At 62.1% G+C, this 16,265-nt stretch carries 13 protein-coding genes; 6 read left to right on the top strand and 7 right to left on the bottom strand.

Going from position 1 to position 16,265, the window contains the following annotated elements; all coding sequences use genetic code 11:
* Positions 1–3: 3 nt before the first annotated feature.
* The 4 genes from DMO26_RS00650 to DMO26_RS00635 form a co-directional block, all read right to left on the bottom strand.
* On the bottom strand, positions 4–864 hold the full coding sequence (locus tag DMO26_RS00650) for an ABC transporter permease (RefSeq protein WP_117190094.1): 861 nt from the start codon (positions 862–864) through the stop codon (positions 4–6).
* On the bottom strand, positions 861–1,901 hold the full coding sequence (locus DMO26_RS00645) for an ABC transporter ATP-binding protein (RefSeq protein WP_117190093.1): 1,041 nt from the start codon (positions 1,899–1,901) through the stop codon (positions 861–863). Before DMO26_RS00645 ends, DMO26_RS00650 begins: the two co-directional genes overlap by 4 nt.
* Before the next feature lie 97 nt (positions 1,902–1,998).
* Complete coding sequence (locus tag DMO26_RS00640) at positions 1,999–3,036, bottom strand: ABC transporter substrate-binding protein (protein ID WP_117190092.1); 1,038 nt, start codon at positions 3,034–3,036, stop codon at positions 1,999–2,001.
* Between the two features lie 103 nt (positions 3,037–3,139).
* Positions 3,140–4,114 (bottom strand): isopenicillin N synthase family dioxygenase, encoded by a 975-nt coding sequence (locus DMO26_RS00635; RefSeq protein WP_117190091.1) that lies wholly within the window; start codon positions 4,112–4,114, stop codon positions 3,140–3,142.
* 113 nt (positions 4,115–4,227) lie between these two features.
* Here DMO26_RS00635 and DMO26_RS00630 point away from each other — a divergent pair, with 113 nt between their 5' ends.
* Genes DMO26_RS00630 through DMO26_RS00615 form a run of 4 tightly spaced genes read left to right on the top strand, consistent with a single transcriptional unit; the run spans position 4,228 to position 9,289 of the window.
* A complete protein-coding gene (locus DMO26_RS00630) occupies positions 4,228–5,337 on the top strand; it encodes a carbohydrate kinase (protein WP_117190090.1) in 1,110 nt (369 codons plus the stop codon).
* Positions 5,338–5,372: 35 nt separating this feature from the next.
* Positions 5,373–6,302, top strand: a complete 930-nt coding sequence (locus tag DMO26_RS00625) for a pseudouridine-5'-phosphate glycosidase (RefSeq protein WP_117190089.1) — start codon at positions 5,373–5,375, stop codon at positions 6,300–6,302.
* A gap of 55 nt (positions 6,303–6,357) precedes the next feature.
* Positions 6,358–7,167, top strand: coding sequence for an enoyl-CoA hydratase/isomerase family protein (locus tag DMO26_RS00620; protein ID WP_117190088.1), 810 nt, complete (start codon positions 6,358–6,360; stop codon positions 7,165–7,167).
* A 13-nt stretch (positions 7,168–7,180) separates the two neighbouring features.
* Positions 7,181–9,289 (top strand): acetate--CoA ligase family protein, encoded by a 2,109-nt coding sequence (locus tag DMO26_RS00615; RefSeq protein ID WP_117190087.1) that lies wholly within the window; start codon positions 7,181–7,183, stop codon positions 9,287–9,289.
* Between the two features lie 181 nt (positions 9,290–9,470).
* Here DMO26_RS00615 and DMO26_RS00605 read toward each other — a convergent pair whose 3' ends face one another.
* The 3 genes from DMO26_RS00605 to DMO26_RS00595 are packed head-to-tail and all read right to left on the bottom strand — an operon-like array spanning position 9,471 to position 14,307.
* The gene (locus DMO26_RS00605) at positions 9,471–10,430 is read right to left on the bottom strand and encodes a nucleoside hydrolase (RefSeq protein WP_117190086.1); all 960 of its coding nucleotides are present in this window, start codon (positions 10,428–10,430) and stop codon (positions 9,471–9,473) included.
* 28 nt (positions 10,431–10,458) lie between these two features.
* Positions 10,459–13,953 carry an indolepyruvate ferredoxin oxidoreductase family protein gene (locus tag DMO26_RS00600; RefSeq protein WP_117190085.1) on the bottom strand — a complete coding sequence of 1,165 codons (3,495 nt, stop codon included), beginning with the start codon at positions 13,951–13,953 and terminating at the stop codon, positions 10,459–10,461.
* Positions 13,954–14,307, bottom strand: coding sequence for a hypothetical protein (locus tag DMO26_RS00595; protein WP_117190084.1), 354 nt, complete (start codon positions 14,305–14,307; stop codon positions 13,954–13,956).
* Positions 14,308–14,470: 163 nt separating this feature from the next.
* Between DMO26_RS00595 and DMO26_RS00590 the strand changes: the two genes are divergently transcribed.
* Together DMO26_RS00590 and DMO26_RS00585 are read left to right on the top strand one after the other, a co-directional pair.
* Entirely contained in the window at positions 14,471–15,226 is a 756-nt protein-coding gene (locus DMO26_RS00590) for a FadR/GntR family transcriptional regulator (RefSeq protein ID WP_117190083.1), read from the top strand.
* Between the two features lie 31 nt (positions 15,227–15,257).
* The gene (locus DMO26_RS00585) at positions 15,258–16,253 is read left to right on the top strand and encodes an MDR family oxidoreductase (protein ID WP_117190082.1); all 996 of its coding nucleotides are present in this window, start codon (positions 15,258–15,260) and stop codon (positions 16,251–16,253) included.
* Positions 16,254–16,265 lie beyond the last annotated feature (12 nt).

Raw genomic sequence — 16,265 nt, 5'->3', positions numbered from 1 at the left:
GACTCACACCTTCCATTTCATGACGGTGAGCCGCCCGAATGCGACCACCACGACCGCGCCGGTGATCGACAGCATCAGCGCCAGGGCCGAACCGAACGGCCACTGGAACGTGTCGATCAGCGCATCGACCACCGTTACCGCCATCGTCTTGACCCTCAAGCCCCCGATCAGCGATGGCGTGACATAGGCGCTCAGCGACAGCACGAAGACAAGGATGCAGCCCGCCTGGATGCCGGGCAGCGACAAGGGCAGCGTGATGCGCCGGAAGGACGTGACCTTGGACGCCCCGAGCGAACGGGCCGCGGACTCGAGCGACGGATCGATGCCCTGGATGGCGCTCATGATCGGCAGGATCATGAAGGGCAGGAAGACGTGCACCAGCGCGATGACGATGCCGAGCGCGTTGTACATCAGCGGCAACGGTGCATCGATGATGCCCCAGTTCGACAGCGTGCGGTTGATGATGCCGTTGTTGCCGAGCAGGATCGTCCAACCGTAGCTGCGGATGACAATGCCGACGAGCAACGGCGACAGAACCAGCCCGTAGCCCACCGCCCGGAATGCCGAATTGCCGCGCGCCAACTGCCAGGCGACGGGATAACCCAGCACGAGGCAGAGAAAGGTCGTCAGGAAACCGATCCAGAGCGTGTTGACGACCTGGAGGATATAGAAGCTGTCGGCGAAAAACTTGCCGTAATTGCCGAAGGTGAAGCCAGGCGCATAGGGCGTACCCTGCCCCGGCATGCGGAAGCTCATCACGACGATGTTGAGATAGGGCAGCACGAGGAAGAGGCCGATCAGCACCGCCGCGGGCGCGATTAGCAGCAACGGCCCGAGGCCTTTTCCGGCGGGAGCGGCGTTCATGCGGTGGCCCCGAGCGGCCAGAAACGCTCCGCCGGCGCATGAACCAGCACGCGCTCGCCATCTGCAAAACGCGTACGCGGAAAGGCCTGGACGTTCACTCTCGCACCGTTCTCAAGCTCCAGCCGGTAATCGACCAGACTGCCGGAGTAATAGCTGGAGAGGACCTTGGCGAATACGCCAGCGCCTGAACCGGCGGGCAGAAGCTCCACCGCTTCTGGACGAAGGGCCAGCATCAGCTCGGTGCCCTCGGCGAGGTTGCCGGACACCGGCACGTCGCCGAAAGCGGTGGCGACGATCCCTCCATTCACCTTGCCGCGGATGATATTCACCTGCCCGACGAACTCGGCGACTTCCAGACTGGCCGGCCGTTCGTAGATATCCGACGGCGTGCCGATCTGCGCGATACGGCCGCCGAACATCACCACGACCCGATCGGACATGGTCATGGCTTCCGCCTGATCGTGCGTGACGTAAACCGTGGTGATGCCGACCCGGCGCTGCAGGTCGCGGATGAAGACCCGCATTTCCTCGCGCAGCTTGGCGTCGAGATTGGCCAGAGGCTCATCGAGCAGCAGGATCTTCGGCTCGATAACCAGAGCGCGGGCGAGCGCCACACGCTGCTGCTGTCCGCCGGAAAGCTGGCGGGGGTACCGCTCGGCATAACCTGCCAGTTGCACCATATCCAGCACCTTGGCGATTTTCTCGCGGATCTGTGCCCTGGAAACTTTCCGCATTTCCAGTCCGAAAGCCAGGTTCTTCTCGACCGTCATATGCGGAAAGAGCGCATAGTTCTGGAAGACCATGCCGATATCGCGCTTCTCGACCGGCACACGCACCACATCGCTGCCGTCGAAGCGGATCGCCCCCTCGGTCGCGTCCTCGAAGCCGGCGATCATCTTCAAGGTCGTCGTCTTGCCGCATCCGGAAGGTCCCAGCAGCGAGATGAACTCGCCCTCGGCGATCTTTATCGAAATGGCGTTGACCGCGGGACCTTGCCCATAGTCCTTGGTCAGCTTTTCGATGCTAACCTCTGTCATGGAATTTCACTTTCAAAATCATGCCAAAAAGCCGATCATGGTTCGCCTATTGGGATGACGAGCCATGATCGCAGTGGGGGAAATCAGGCGGTGAAAATCACTTGACGGTCTTCGCCCAGCGTTCCGCAAGCTCACCTTGCTTTTCGTTGACGAATGCCCAGTCCCAGGTGAGGATCTTGTCCATATCGGCGCCGGAAACCGGCACGTCGGCCCTGAGATCCGCCGGCACGACGACCTTGGAATTGGTCGGCGAGATGAAAAACTCCTTCATCATCATCGCCTGCACCTCCGGCGACAGCAGGAAATTGGCGTATTGATAGGCCAGTTCCTTTTCCGGCGCATTGGCGAGGATGTTGATCGTCTGGTCGAACATGAACATCCCCTCTTCCGGAATGACGCAGTCGACCGGCAGGCCCTGGCGGCGCAGGCGGGCGATTTCGCCGAAATCGAACGGTGCGACAACGATTTCGCCGGAGGCAAGACCAGTCGAAAGGTTGAAGTCCACCTGGATCACCGAACCGAGCTTCTGCAGCGCCGCAAAGCCGGCATCGACATCATACTGATCCTTGCCGAAGATTTTCGAAAACAGCAGCAGCTCCATCTTGCCGGCGCTGTTGGCGAAATTGTAGAGGCCGATCTTGCCCTTGAGCTCCGGGTTGTTCCAGAGGTCCTTCCAGGACTTCGGCTTGGTCTTCACCAGATCGGTACGGTAGCCGATGCCGATCGGCGAAACGGCGCCGATCGCGCCCCAACCGTCGGTCTTCTTGGCGAGCGGGTAAAGGTCATTGTAATTCGGCAGCTTGGTCAGATCGAGCTTCTCGAAAAAACCTTCCTTGCGCAGGCCCGACGCAAAAACCTCGTTGGTCATTACGATCGAATAGGGCGGCTTGGCGACGCCTGCGGCACGCAGGTTGGCGCCGAAGACGCGGCCGTTGCCGACATCGAGCGTCACGGCAGCACCCGTCTGCTTGGTGAAGGCCGGCGCGACCGTGGAGCGCCAGTATTGTTCCCAGACCCCGCCGAGCGTCGGCACGATCAGCGTCTTCTGCTGCGCCCTCGCGGGCAGGCCCATCATGCCGGCCGCCGCAAGTCCACCCATTCCGGCAAGCATGTGCCGCCTTGTCAAATCCATCATGGCAGTTCCCCTTTTTGCGATCCTTGATCGGTCGGGGCCGGCGGTATTCCGCTTCGGCCCTCACTTTGTTTCAGATTTGCGTTGATCAGAGCTTAGTTCGTCCTCAGCCTTTCGAAAAAGCCTGTTTCGTCTTCAGGTCGATATATTCGCCATAGGTGATCGGCTGATATTTTGCTCCGCTTTTTACGAAAGGCGGCAGGCATTCGATTACCGTATCCTTCGACGGATTGAGGAAAAACGGGATCGACTGGCGGCGCGCCGTGCCCTTGAAACCGCTCGGCGGGTTAGCGACGCGATGCGGCGTCGAGACCCATTCGTCATTCGTCCAGCGCATGAACGCATCGGCGATGTTGATCACGTAAGCGCCCTCGATCGACGGCGCGTCCAGCCACTCGCCGTTGCGATTCTGCACCTGCAACCCGCCTGGAGACGCCTCGGAGCGCAGGATGGTCATGAAGCCGTAGTCGGTATGCACGCCCGCGCGCAGCTGGCCCGGCAACGGCGCCTCGCCCTGTTCGGGATAATTGATGACGCGCAGCGCCGAGAGGTGGTTTTCAAAGGAGGGTTCGAAATAATCCCGGTCGAGCCCGATCGCCTGGCAGAAGATACGGCGCATGTGCTTCGACAGCGTTTCCATTTCCCTGAAATAATCGCGAAAGGCTTTTTCGAGCCCCTCCGGCTTGTTCGGCCAGGCATCGCCCGGCAGGTTTTCGCCGAAATTCAGGCTCTCCTTGTAGTCGCCCGGCGTCTTGATGCCGAGCGTCGCGGCCAGCGCCTCTTCGGCGATCGGCGAGAAGGAAACGCCGCCCGTCACGCCCGCGCCGCGGCCGATCGTCTTCTTCCAGTCCTGCGGCTCATCAAAGAAGGCACGGGCCAGATTGTAGAGCCGTGAGGTCGCTTCCGGCGATACGCCGTGACCGGTGACGAGGAAGAAGCCGGTATCCCGGCAGGCAGTCTCTATGGCTTTCACCACACCAGCGGCGCCAGCCTTGTTTTTGATGAAAGGGTCGACATCGATGACCGGAATGCCGGCCACGGCGGCTCCGGATGGTACGGGGTTGGCATTCGAAATCGACATCGCACACCTCCATCACGTCATCTGACAAACAGATGTTGACAAAAACATCTGTTGTTGTCCATATCAAAAATAACGAAGTTTTAAGGCGTGCCTCGCCGGAAAGACAACTCAGGATGGATGACCTCGCCCCCCAGGAAGCGGCGGTCCTGGCGATCATCAGGGACAACCCGTTCGCGGGTCAGCAGGAGATCGCGACCCAGCTCGGCCTGGCGCGCTCCACCGTCGCAGCCCATATCGTCCAGCTCATGCAGAAGGGTTACATCCTCGGCCGCGGTTACGTGATGCCGGCGGAAACCCGCGCCGTCTGCATCGGCGGCGCGGTGCTGGACCGCAAATACCGCGCCAAGGCGGATCTGGTGTTCGAAACCTCCAATCCCGTCGACGGCATCCGCTCCATGGGCGGCGTCGCCCGCAACGTGGCGGAAAACCTCGCCCTTCTCGGAACCACGACCAGCTTCGTCTCGATCGTCGGTGACGATGAAGGGGGGCATGCGCTTTTGAAATACATGCGCGACCGCGGCATCGACATCAGCCAGGTCGTCACCACGACCGAGCGCCCCACGGCCGAATATGCGGCCATCCTCGACACCAGGGGCGACCTCGTGCTCGGCATTGCCGACATGGGCATTTTCGACCTCCTGCTACCGACCCATTTCGAGCGCATCTGGCCGCATCTCGCCGCCGCAAGCTGGGTCTTCTGCGATACCAACGTACCGGCGGAGACGCTGTCCGCGCTTATCGCAAAGCGCCAAGGTGCACGGTTCAAGCTGGCGATCGACGCCGTCTCGACGCCCAAGGCGGCCCGCCTGCCGAGGGACCTGTCCGGCATCGATCTCCTGTTCATGAATATCGACGAGGCGAACGCCGTCCTGCACCGCACGGCGCACGAGACGATCGACGACGCCAGGGAGGCGGCGCTCGCCCTTCAGGCCGCCGGCGCCCGCGAGGCGGTCGTCACCATGGGGCCACGAGGCATCGCCGTTGCAGGCACAGAGGGCGCCCGCACCTTCCCGGCCGTGCGCGCAACGCCGGTCGATATCACCGGCGCAGGCGACGCGATGATTGCAGGCACGTTGCACCGCATCCTGCATGGCGCAGACATCTACACTGCGGCGCGCACCGGCTCGCTGCTCGGCACGTTGACGATAGAAAGCACGGCCAGCGTCCATACCGAACTTTCCGAACGCTTCCTGGAAGCCAATATGCACCGTCTCGCCGGATAGGCCGGACGGTCAACATGACACTTGAGGAATACCCGATGACCCTTCTGAAGCCCAAGCTTAGCCGCGAAGTCGCCGAAACGATCGCCAGCGGCGGCCCGGTCGTGGCGCTGGAATCGACCATCATCACCCATGGCATGCCCTATCCCGCCAATCTCGAAACCGCGCTCGGCGTCGAAGCCGTGATCCGCGAAAACGGCGCGACCCCCGCGACCATCGCGGTGATCGAAGGCGAATTGCGCGTCGGCCTCGAACGCCATGAACTGGACGAGCTCGCCCAGGCCAAAGACGTGGTGAAGGCCTCCGGGCGCGACCTCGCCGTTGCCATGGTCAAGAAACAGTCGGCCGGCACGACCGTTTCCGCCACCATGCTGCTCGCCGATCTCGCCGGCATCGACATTTTCGCCACCGGCGGCGTCGGCGGCGTGCATCGAGGTGCCGAACAGACCTTCGATATTTCGGCCGACCTGACCGAGCTCGGCCGTACCAGGACCGCCGTCGTCTGCGCCGGCGTGAAATCCATTCTCGATATCGCCAAGACGCTGGAATATCTGGAAACCCAGCGCGTGCCTGTCATCGCTTACGGCACCGAGGATTTCCCGGCTTTCTTCACCCGCAAGAGCGGCTACAAGGCCGACCACCGTCTCAACACGCCGGAAGAGATCGCCGAAGCCATGTACCTGCACCACGAGCTCGGCACCGGCACCGGCCTGATGATCGCCAACCCGATCCCGGAAGCCGCCGCACTGACGCCGGAGTTCATCGACGGCACGATCGCCGACGCGGTGCGCGAGGCGGACGAAAAGGGCATCGGCCGCAAGGAACTGACACCCTTCCTTCTCGCCCGCATCAATGAGCTTTCCAGGGGCGAGAGCCTGAAGGCCAATATCGAACTGGTGAAGAACAATGCGCGGCTCGCCGCGAAGATGGCCGTCGCCTATGCGGCGCTGAAAAAGTCCGGCCGATAAATTGGCCGGCAACCAGCGGGACACGGCAAGTCATTCAAGAATACGGGGAACTGCCATGAGCTACGAAACGATCCTTTACGAAAAAGATGCCACCGACAAGTTCGCGACGATCACCATCAATCGCCCCGAGAAGATGAACGCGATGAACAAGACGGTGATCCGCGAGATCGACGCGGCGCTGAAGAGCGCCGTGGAAGACCCGGATGTCAACGCACTGGTCATCACCGGCGCCGGCCGCGCCTTCTCCTCCGGTTACGACCTGCAGGGCGGCGATTTCGATGTCGATATCGACTTCTGGCGCGAAGACATGACCGAAAATGCCGAGGCGCTGCTCAACATCTGGCGCGCGCCGATTCCTGTTATTGCGTCAGTCAACGGTTACGCTCTGGCCGGTGCTCTCGAACTGATGATGTCCTGTGACCTCGCGATTGCCGCCGACAACGCCAAATTCGGCGAACCGGAAGTACGCCACAATTCTGGTCCGCCGGCGCTCATGATGCCCTGGCTGCTCGCCACCCGCGACGTGCGCTGGCTGATGTTCACCGGCGACATGGTGGATGCGGAAGAGGCGTTGCGCATGCACCTGATCAACAAGGTCGTGCCCGCCGATCAGCTCACGGAAAAGACCGAAAACCTTGCGCGAAAGCTCGCCCGCATGCCGCTGCCGGCACTGAAATATACCAAAGCCTCAATCAACAACCAGCAGATGGTCGCGGGCCTGATGCCATCCTTTCAATACAATATCGAGGCGATCGCCGCCCTTCACGTCACCAAGCAGGGCCGCGAGTGGATGGCAAACCTCGCGAAAATGTCGCTCAAGGAATACCTCGCCTTCCGCGACAACCCGTTCAAGGGTCTCGACTGAGGAGGTTTTGCCGATGCCCGCAAACACATTTGATGCGATGCGGGCTTTGATGGCGCCGCACTCTATTGCGGTCGTCGGCGCTACCGAGCGTGCCGACGCCTCCTCCAGCTACGTGATGAAAAACCTGATGCGCTTCGGTTATCAGGGAAAGATCATGCCGGTTCATCCGAAGGCGGAAACGGTTTTCGGCTATAAAGCGGTTCCCTCCCTCTCAGCGCTGGATGCCGCCCCTGACGTCGCGGTCATCGGCATCGCCGCCGACAAGGTGATTGCAGCCTTGGAAGAGGCCGCCCAGACAGGCGTGAAAGCTGCCGTCGTGCTGGCCTCCGGTTTTGCCGAACTGGACGAGACCGGCCGCGAGCGCCAGCAGCAGTTGATCGAGATCGCAGGCCGCCACGGCATGGCCATCTGCGGCCCGAACTGTCTCGGCCTCCTCAATCTCGGCACGGGCGCGGCGCTTTATTCCTCCAGCCTCTCGACCAATCTCGAAAAAGGCCGCTTCGCGATCCTTTCCCATTCAGGTGCCAGTGCCATCGCGCTCGGCAATACCGGTCGTTTCGGCCTCAGCCACATCGTCTCCTCCGGCAACAGCGCCGCGACCGACATTCCCGACTATCTGGAATTCCTGGCGACGGATGAAGCCACGAACGCCGTCGGCATCGTCATCGAGGCAATCCGTGAACCGGAAAAGCTTAGCCGCGCGATGGAAAGGATGCATGCTGCCAACAAGCCGGTTATTGCACTCCGCGCCGGTCGCTCCGTCCGCGGCGCCCAGGCGACTGCCGCCCATACCGGCTCGCTTGCCGGCAGCAATGAGGCCTATCGATCCTTCTTCAAGCGGGTCGGCATCATTGAGGTACCAGACATGGACGGTTTCATGGAGACGGCGACGCTTTGCCTGAACCTGAAACAGCGCCCAGCCAAGCCGGGCGTTGCGATCGTCGGGGTCTCGGGTGGCGGCGTGGCGCATGTCTCCGACATCGCCGACGAGGCCGGCCTGTCGCTGCCCGACCTGCAGCCGGAAACCGTCGCGAAGATCAGAACCCTGCTGCCGCCCTTCGCGACGCCACAGAACCCGCTCGACACGACCGGCGTCGTCTTCGCCAACGGCGGTATCTATCGCGACGTGCTGCACGCCTTGGCAGATGATCCGTCGATCGGCCTGATCGTCGCCGCGCAGGATGCACCGGCAGGCCTCGACGGCTTCTGCGCCTCCGAATATCTCGGCATCGCCGAAGCCGTCTCCGCCTATGCCAAAACCGGCAGGGCGCCGGTCGTTTTCATGAGCAACCTCTCTTCCGGCCATCATCCTGCCGTCGAGGCCAAGCTTCCAGATGTGCCGGTATTGCGCGGCACGCGGAGCTCGTTGACGGCGATTGCCAGCCTGATCGCGCAAAGTCGCAACGTCTCTTGGCCCGGCCAGGCTTCCCTTGAAAAGAAGTCTTTGCCAGCCGGAGCCCTGACCGAGCGGGAAGCCAAGGCATTACTGGCCGCCGAAGGCCTGCCCGTTCCGAAAGAAGCACTCGTCACCACCGCCGATGCCGCCGCCGAAACCGCCACCTGGCTTGGCTTCCCGGTCGTGATGAAGATCGAATCTCCCGACATCCTCCACAAGACCGAAGCGGGCGGCGTAAAGCTCGGCATCGGTTCGGAAGCTGAAGCCCACACCGCCTTCGACGCCCTCATGTCAAGCGCCCGCGCCTATGCACCCGATGCCGATCTACGCGGCGTCTCGGTGCAGGAAACGGTGTCAGGCGGCGTCGAGGCCCTGGTCGGCCTCGTACGCCACGAACCCTTCGGTTTCGGCCTCGTCGTCGGCATCGGCGGCGTGTTGGTGGAATTGGTCAGGGACGGCGCCTTTGACCTTCTGCCTATCGACCTTGCCCGCGCGGAAGCGATGATCGGCGAGACGAAACTCGCCTCGCTGCTGGACGGCTATCGCGGTGCGCCGAAAGCGGATCGTAAGGTGCTTGCCGAATTGCTGGTTAAGCTCTCGGATTTTGCCGCGAAATATGGCGACGATATCGAAGCGATTGATCTCAACCCGGTCGCGGTGCTATCGGATGGCAAGAGCGTGCGGGTGCTGGATGCGCTGATTATTCCAAGAAATACGCTGCAATAGAGCCGACCTCATTGTCGGAGGGAGTCGCTTGCCCCATTCTCTGTCATTCCTGTGCTCGTCACAGGAATCCAGCAGCCGCGCGTCTGCGCGGCGAAAGACGCTTTTCAGCTCAAAGACTTGAGCTGGCTGGATCCCTGTGACGAGCACAGGGATGACGGAGAGAACAGGCCCTGGCGAAATCTCAAACTAAAGCCACCCGCTTCGCCGCAATCCCTGCCAACCGTTCGGTCAGCAGCGCATAAAACCCGTCAGCATCGACATCGCGCATGAACATCGCGTTCTTAGGCCGGCCGGAAACACCCCACCAGTCAGCCACCGTCATGCCCTTAGTCAGCTCGGATTCCGTCTCGATCTCCACATTGCAGAGTCGCCCGGAATAAAGCTCCGGCTTCAACAGATAGGCGATGACGTTCGGATCGTGCAGCGGCCCACCCTCGCTACCGTATTTCGCCACGTCGAAGCGCTCGAAATAGTCGAGCCAGCCGACCAGCACCTCCGAAAAATGTCCGCCGATCGCCCGGAATGCGTCGACGCGGGCGCGGGTCGTCAACGTCTTGTGGGTGACATCGAGCGGCATCATGACGATCGGTACGCCGGAGCCGAACACCACGGCCGCGGCCTGCGGATCGACATAGACGTTGAATTCCGCCGCCGGCGTGATGTTACCGCCCTCGAAACAGCCGCCGCCCATCAGCACCACCTGTTTGATGCGGCCGACAATCTCAGGCGCCTTGGTCATCGCCTTGCCGAGATTGGTCATCGGCCCGAGCGTACAGACGGTCACCGTGCCGGCCGGCTCTGTCATCAGCGTTTCGATGATGAAATCGACGCCGTGCTGCTCCTGCAGCGGCATCACCGGATCGGGCAGGTCGGCACCATCCATGCCGGTCGCGCCATGCACATATTCTGCCGTGACGAGCGTGCCGGACATCGGCTGGCTGCAGCCCGCGAACACCTTTACATCGGACCGGCCCGCCAGTTCGCAGACCTTGCGGATATTTACATTGGTCAGCGACAGCGGCACGTTGCCGGCAGCAGCGACGATGCCCAGCACCTCGATCTCCGGACTTCCGAGCGCCAGCAGAATGGCCAGCGCGTCGTCCTGGCCGGGGTCGGTATCGATGATGATCTTTTCTGCCATGCGGGTCACTTTCGGGATTTTGAAAAAGTCAGGCAACGTGGGTCATCGGTTCGTTGGCGCGCAATCGGGCCAGCAGCTCGGCCTTGCGCTTTTCAAACCGGTCGATGGACAAAAGTTTGACGGGGCCGAAACCGCGGATCATGTCCGGCAAGCCGGCAAGTTCAATGGCAGGTCCATGATTGCCGGCTTCCAGTGCGGAGGAAAGCCCGGCCACCAGTGCGAAATAATCTTCGATCAGCTTCCGCTCCATGCGCCGCTCGGCGGTGCGGCCGAAAGGATCGAAAGCCGTGCCGCGCAGGAATTTCAGCTTTTCCAATAGCGCAAACGCAGGCCTGATCCAGCCGCCGAAGGCGATCTTGGCCGGATGACCGGTGCGACCGTCGATCTTGCGGGAGAAGAGCGGCGGCGCAAGGTGATGCTTGACCTTGAAGTCACCCTCGAACTGCTCGGCAAGCTTCTTTTCGAAGCTTCGGTCGCGGTGCAGCCGGGCGACTTCATATTCGTCCTTGTAGGCCATGAGTTTAAAAGCGTTCTTTGCCACGACCTCGGCAAAACCCGTCATCCCGCGCAGCCGTATTTCGGCGTTTCTGGCGGTCTCAACAAGACCTGTATAGCGTTCGGCATAGGCCGCATCCTGGTAATCCGTCAGGAAAGCAATCCGCTTCGCAACGATCTCTTCCAGCGTCTCGGCCTTCGTCTCCGCCTTCACCAGCCCCGCCTCGCGCGCCACAGCCTCGACATCCACCGCCGCGCGCCGGCCCCAACCGAAGGCGGCACGGTTCATGGCGATGCTGGTGCCATTCAGCTCGATCGCCTTGTCGATCGCATCAAGGCCGATCGGCACGAGGCCGCGCTGCCAGGCATGGCCGAGCAAGAACATGTTGGCGGCAATCGCATCGCCCATCAGCGCCGTGGCAAGATCCGTCGCCGGAACGGTCTCGACCGCCTCGTCTCCGGCGGCACGGCGCAACGATTTCAGCGTCGCCTCCTGCCTGAAGTCGATCATCGTATCCTTCACAAACGAGGCCGTCGGCGCGAAATGATCGTCGATCACCGCACGCGTCCTGTTCTTTGCAAAAGAGGCCAGCGAATTCTTCTGCGCCGCCACGACGATATCGAAGCCGAGCACGAGATCGCTTTCGCCGGGGCCGATGCGTGCTGCATTGATCTGCGCCGGGTCCTTTGCCAGCCGGATATGCGAGACCACCGAGCCGTTCTTCTGCGCCAGTCCAGTCTGATCGAGCGTCACCAGCGCCAAACCGTCGAGAAACGCCGCCTGGGCCAGGATGGCGCTTACCGTAATGACACCCGTGCCGCCGATACCGGCAAGCAGCATGCCGTAAGGTTTCGCGAAATCCGTGACGAATACCGGTAACGGCAGGTCGTCCGTCCTTACCGATTTCGACTTCGCCGCCGGCTTGCGGACGCTGCCGCCCTCGACGGTGACGAAGCTCGGACAGAAGCCTTTGATGCAGGAGAGATCCGTGTTGCAGCTCGACTGGTTGATGCGCCGCTTGCGGCCGAATTCCGTCTCCTGCGGCTCGATCGAGATGCAGTTGGAGACGGCGGAACAGTCGCCGCACCCCTCGCAGACCAGTTCGTTGATGAAGGCACGCTTGTCCGAGACCGGGAAGGCACCACGCTTGCGGCGGCGCCGCTTTTCGGCAGCACAGACCTGGTCGTAAATCAGCACGGTGATGCCGGGGACTTCCCGCAACTCCCGCTGCACGGCATCCAGCTCGTCGCGATGGTGGACGGAAACCTCGCGCGGCAGATTGCCCTGCCATACCTCCGGCCGCTCGGCGACGACCACGACGCGCTTCGCCCCTTCGGCCAGCATCTGCCCGACAATGCCGGGCACGGTGACCTCGCCATCATGCTTCTGCCCGCCGGTCATCGCGACCGCATCGTTGTAAAGGATCTTGTAGGTGGCGTTGACCTTGGCGGCGATTGCGGCACGGATGGCGAGAAGGCCGGAATGGAAATAGGTGCCGTCGCCCATATTGACGAAGATATGCTTTTCGTCGGTAAACTGGGACAGCCCGATCCACGAACCGCCTTCGCCACCCATCTGCGTGAAGGTCGAAGTGTTGCGGTCCTCGTTGCCGATGATCATCATATGGCAGCCGATGCCGGTCGAGGCACGGCTGCCGGCCGGCAGGCGGGTCGAGACACTGTGCGGACAACCGGAGCAGAAATAGGCGTCCCGGCGAAGCGCCGTCGCCTCCACGCCGAGGGAGGCCGTCATCTCGTTCACGAACCGAGCCTTGGCCTGCAGATCCGCATCCAGAGGACCGAGCCGGGAGAGAATGACCCGCGCCACCGAAAGCGCGCTGATTTCGCCGGTCGAATTGAGAAGCGTAGTACCGTCGTCGCCAGCCTTGCCGAATACGCGCGGCCGCATTCCGTCGGCCAAGTTGAAGAGCTGCGCCTTGATCTGGTCTTCGAGGATGGAGCGCTTCTCCTCCACCACCAGCAGTTCGTCGAGACCGGAGGCGAATGCCGCAATGCCTTGGGGCTCCAGTGGCCACACCATGCCGACCTTGTAGAGCCGAATGCCCAGTTCCCTTGCGCGAACCTCATCGATGCCGAGCAGCGCCAGCGCGCTCATCAGGTCGAGCCAGGATTTGCCGGTCGAGACGATGCCGAGCCGGGCACGCCCGTCTCCGCCCCACACGGAGCTGTCGATCCGGTTGGCGCGTGCAAAAGCCTGCACTGCAAGTATTTTACGCTCCAGCCGAAGCTCCATCGCATGCGGCCCGTCCGGCCAGCGCAGCGACAAACCGTCCGGCGCGAAGACCTCGTCCGGGATGACGATTTCCGGCCTATCAGGGTCCAGATCGACCGTTGCAGAACATTCGACGATCTCGGTCTGGCACTTGAAGCCGATCCAGGCACCGGAATAGCGGCTCATGGCAATCCCGAGCAGGCCGTATTCTATATATTCGCCGACGCCGGCAGGCGAGAGCAGCGGCACCATGGCGGAGATCAGGTTATGCTCGCTCTGGTGCGGCAGCGTCGAGGACACCGCCCCGTGATCGTCGCCGACAAGCAGCAGTACGCCGCCATTCGGGTCGGTCCCCACCGCATTGGCGTGGCGGATGACGTCCATGCTGCGGTCGACGCCGGGCCCCTTCCCGTACCACATGGCGAATACGCCGTCGTAGCGCGAACCTTCGAACATGCCGGTCTGTTGCGTGCCCCAGATCGCCGTTGCCGCCATGTCTTCGTTGAGGCCCGGCTGGAATTTGATATGCGCCGCGTCGAGATATTTCTTCGCCTTGCCCATCTCGCGGTCGAAGCTTGCCAGCGGCGAGCCGCGGTAACCGGAAACGTAACCCGCGGTATTCAGGCCTTTTGCAAGATCGCGCAGGCGCTGGATCATCGGCAGGCGGATCAGCGCCTGCGTACCCGACACAAGGATACGGCCTTTTTCCAGCATATAGCGATCGTCGAGGCCGACCTTGCGATCAATAGAGGGGCGATCAGGGGAAGGTGTATCCGGTGCAGAATGGATGGACATCTAGGCTTGCTCCAGTGCCCCACCGCTCAAGGCCTGCGTTTCAAAGACAAGGCCACGGACGAGAACGTGATCGACTTCACATGTCTCCTTCATTCGCCGCACGGTGGAGGTTCCCATCGCGTTGCGAGCATATCCTGCATCGCTGTCGATGGGCTTTTCGCGCGCAGCCACATCGGCACGTCCTTCCGAAAACGCTTTCCCGACAAGGATGGCCGAAGGATTGGGCTTGCCTTCAGGATGCGCAGCAAACTGTATTAGCCAACCAGCCGGCGCGGGGACGGGCGAGGAGACATCCCCTCCCAATCCGGCTCTACAAAGCGCAGCGTCTTGCCAGGCCCGAGCCATCTTGCGCATATTCTTCCCCTTGCCTTGGTGGCTTTGCGAGAGACGTTATTCGCATTCCTCTATTTGTCAAACCTATATTTAAAAAGCGATAGCTTTTCGATTTCAGCCATGGCATGACTGACACGGAAGATACGGCCCAACGAGGCCGGGGCGCTTATGGGAAGGCCGCGACATGATCCTCAAATACGACGAGGTTGTCCGCACCGGGATTGCCAAACAGGTTGCCGACAACATCCGTTCGGCGATCATGGACGGCCGGCTGAAGGTGGACGAACGCCTGCCGACCGAAGAGGAACTTGCCCGCAGCTTCGGCATTTCCCGCCCGACAGTGCGCGAGGCCCTGAAGCGCCTCGCTGCCCAGAACCTTATTCATTCCAAGCGCGGGCCGACTGGCGGCAATTTCGTCAAGCGGCCGGACCCGGAAGGCCTGTCCAAGGCGATCACCGGTGCCGCGACCCTGCTTGTCGGGATCGGCGCCTTCGATATCGAAGAAATCATCACTGCCCGGCTGGAGACGGAGACTGTCTGCTGCCGACTTGCCGCAGAAAATCGCAGCGATGCCGATCTCGCCGTCATGGAAGAAGAGATCGCGCTGCAACTCGACGAGACGATCAGCGACGAGGATTTCTGCGCCTCCGACGTTCGCTTTCACCGGGCGCTGGTGGATTCGACCGGCAATGGCCCTCTGAAGCTGATGATGTATACCGTCATCGAGGCCTTCATTCCGATCACCAACATGATCGTCTTCCGCGTCCGCGAGCGCCACCACGTTGCCTCGCTGCATCGGGAAATCCTTGATGCGGTGCGCGAGCGGCAGGATGCCAGAGCCGCCGGCGCGCTCGCGCGGCTCCTCGCCTATGTGCGCGAAAGCTATTCCGCCGCGCTCGGCGCGCGTGCCGAGCGCGATGCCGTACAGGCCTCCGCCTGAACCCAATCCACCATAATATCGGGAGAGAGACATGACCGAGACGTTCAGGGCCATGGTGATCGACGCCGTCGACGGCAAGCCGCAGGGCATTTTCAGAGATATCTCCGTGGCCGACCTTCCCAACCACGACGTGCTGGTCGAGATCGCCTATTCGACTCTGAACTACAAGGACGGACTGGCGATCACCGGCAAAGGCCGCATCGCCCGACGCATGCCGATGATAGGCGGCATCGATCTTGCCGGCACGGTCCTCCAATCCCGCTCTCCCGAGTGGAAGCCAGGCGACAAGGTGGTATTGAACGGCTGGGGACTTTCCGAGACCGAATGGGGAGCCTATGGCCGCTACCAGCGGGTGAGACCGGAATGGCTGATCCCGCTTCCGGACGCTTTCTCCATGGAACAGGCGATGGCGATCGGCACCGCCGGCTACACATCCGCGCTCTGTGTCGATGCGCTCGAAAAATGGGGCTCGATCAAGCCCGGCGAAGGTGAGGTTCTGGTAACGGGTGCGGCCGGCGGCGTCGGCTCCGTGGCGATCGCCCTTCTCGCCGCCCGCGGCTATAATGTCACCGCCTCCACCGGCCGGCCGGAAACCCATGGATATCTGGCCTCGCTCGGCGCCACGAACTTCGTCGACCGCGCCGCGCTTTCGGAAAAGGGCGGCCCGCTGCAGAAGGAACGGTGGACAGGCGGCATCGACAGCGTCGGTTCCACCACGCTCGTCAACGTGCTTTCCCAGACCGTGCGCGGCTGTGCGGTCGCAGCTTGCGGCCTGGCCGGCGGCGCCGACCTGCCTGGCACCGTGCTGCCGCATATTCTGCGCGCCGTCACCCTGATCGGTGTCGATTCCGTCATCGCCACCCGCGAGCAGCGGCTTTCCGCCTGGGCACGGCTCGCCCGCGATCTCGATCCGGCCAAGCTGGCGGAAATTACCACGATGGAACCGATGTCGAACCTGCCGCAACTCGCCGAGGATATTGTCGGCGGCAGGATCCGCGGACGTGTGGTAATCGATGTGACGAGGTGAACGCAGGCTAAG

Origin of the sequence: Rhizobium terrae (assembly GCF_003425685.1) — a bacterium.
Lineage (GTDB): Bacteria > Pseudomonadota > Alphaproteobacteria > Rhizobiales > Rhizobiaceae > Neorhizobium > Neorhizobium terrae.
This window is presented reverse-complemented; position numbering and strand designations above follow the sequence as displayed.

What these genes read in the sequence shown, in the direction of transcription:
- DMO26_RS00645 (WP_117190093.1), bottom strand. Translation starts at nt 1,901, where the DNA reads ATGACAGAGGTTAGCATCGAAAAGCTGACCAAGGACTATGGGCAAGGT.
- DMO26_RS00595 (WP_117190084.1), bottom strand. Translation starts at nt 14,307, where the DNA reads ATGCGCAAGATGGCTCGGGCCTGGCAAGACGCTGCGCTTTGTAGAGCC.
- DMO26_RS00585 (WP_117190082.1), top strand. Translation starts at nt 15,258, where the DNA reads ATGACCGAGACGTTCAGGGCCATGGTGATCGACGCCGTCGACGGCAAG.
- DMO26_RS00640 (WP_117190092.1), bottom strand. Translation starts at nt 3,036, where the DNA reads ATGATGGATTTGACAAGGCGGCACATGCTTGCCGGAATGGGTGGACTT.
- DMO26_RS00615 (WP_117190087.1), top strand. Translation starts at nt 7,181, where the DNA reads ATGCCCGCAAACACATTTGATGCGATGCGGGCTTTGATGGCGCCGCAC.
- DMO26_RS00635 (WP_117190091.1), bottom strand. Translation starts at nt 4,114, where the DNA reads ATGTCGATTTCGAATGCCAACCCCGTACCATCCGGAGCCGCCGTGGCC.
- DMO26_RS00630 (WP_117190090.1), top strand. Translation starts at nt 4,228, where the DNA reads ATGGATGACCTCGCCCCCCAGGAAGCGGCGGTCCTGGCGATCATCAGG.
- DMO26_RS00650 (WP_117190094.1), bottom strand. Translation starts at nt 864, where the DNA reads ATGAACGCCGCTCCCGCCGGAAAAGGCCTCGGGCCGTTGCTGCTAATC.
- DMO26_RS00605 (WP_117190086.1), bottom strand. Translation starts at nt 10,430, where the DNA reads ATGGCAGAAAAGATCATCATCGATACCGACCCCGGCCAGGACGACGCG.
- DMO26_RS00590 (WP_117190083.1), top strand. Translation starts at nt 14,471, where the DNA reads ATGATCCTCAAATACGACGAGGTTGTCCGCACCGGGATTGCCAAACAG.
- DMO26_RS00625 (WP_117190089.1), top strand. Translation starts at nt 5,373, where the DNA reads ATGACCCTTCTGAAGCCCAAGCTTAGCCGCGAAGTCGCCGAAACGATC.
- DMO26_RS00620 (WP_117190088.1), top strand. Translation starts at nt 6,358, where the DNA reads ATGAGCTACGAAACGATCCTTTACGAAAAAGATGCCACCGACAAGTTC.
- DMO26_RS00600 (WP_117190085.1), bottom strand. Translation starts at nt 13,953, where the DNA reads ATGTCCATCCATTCTGCACCGGATACACCTTCCCCTGATCGCCCCTCT.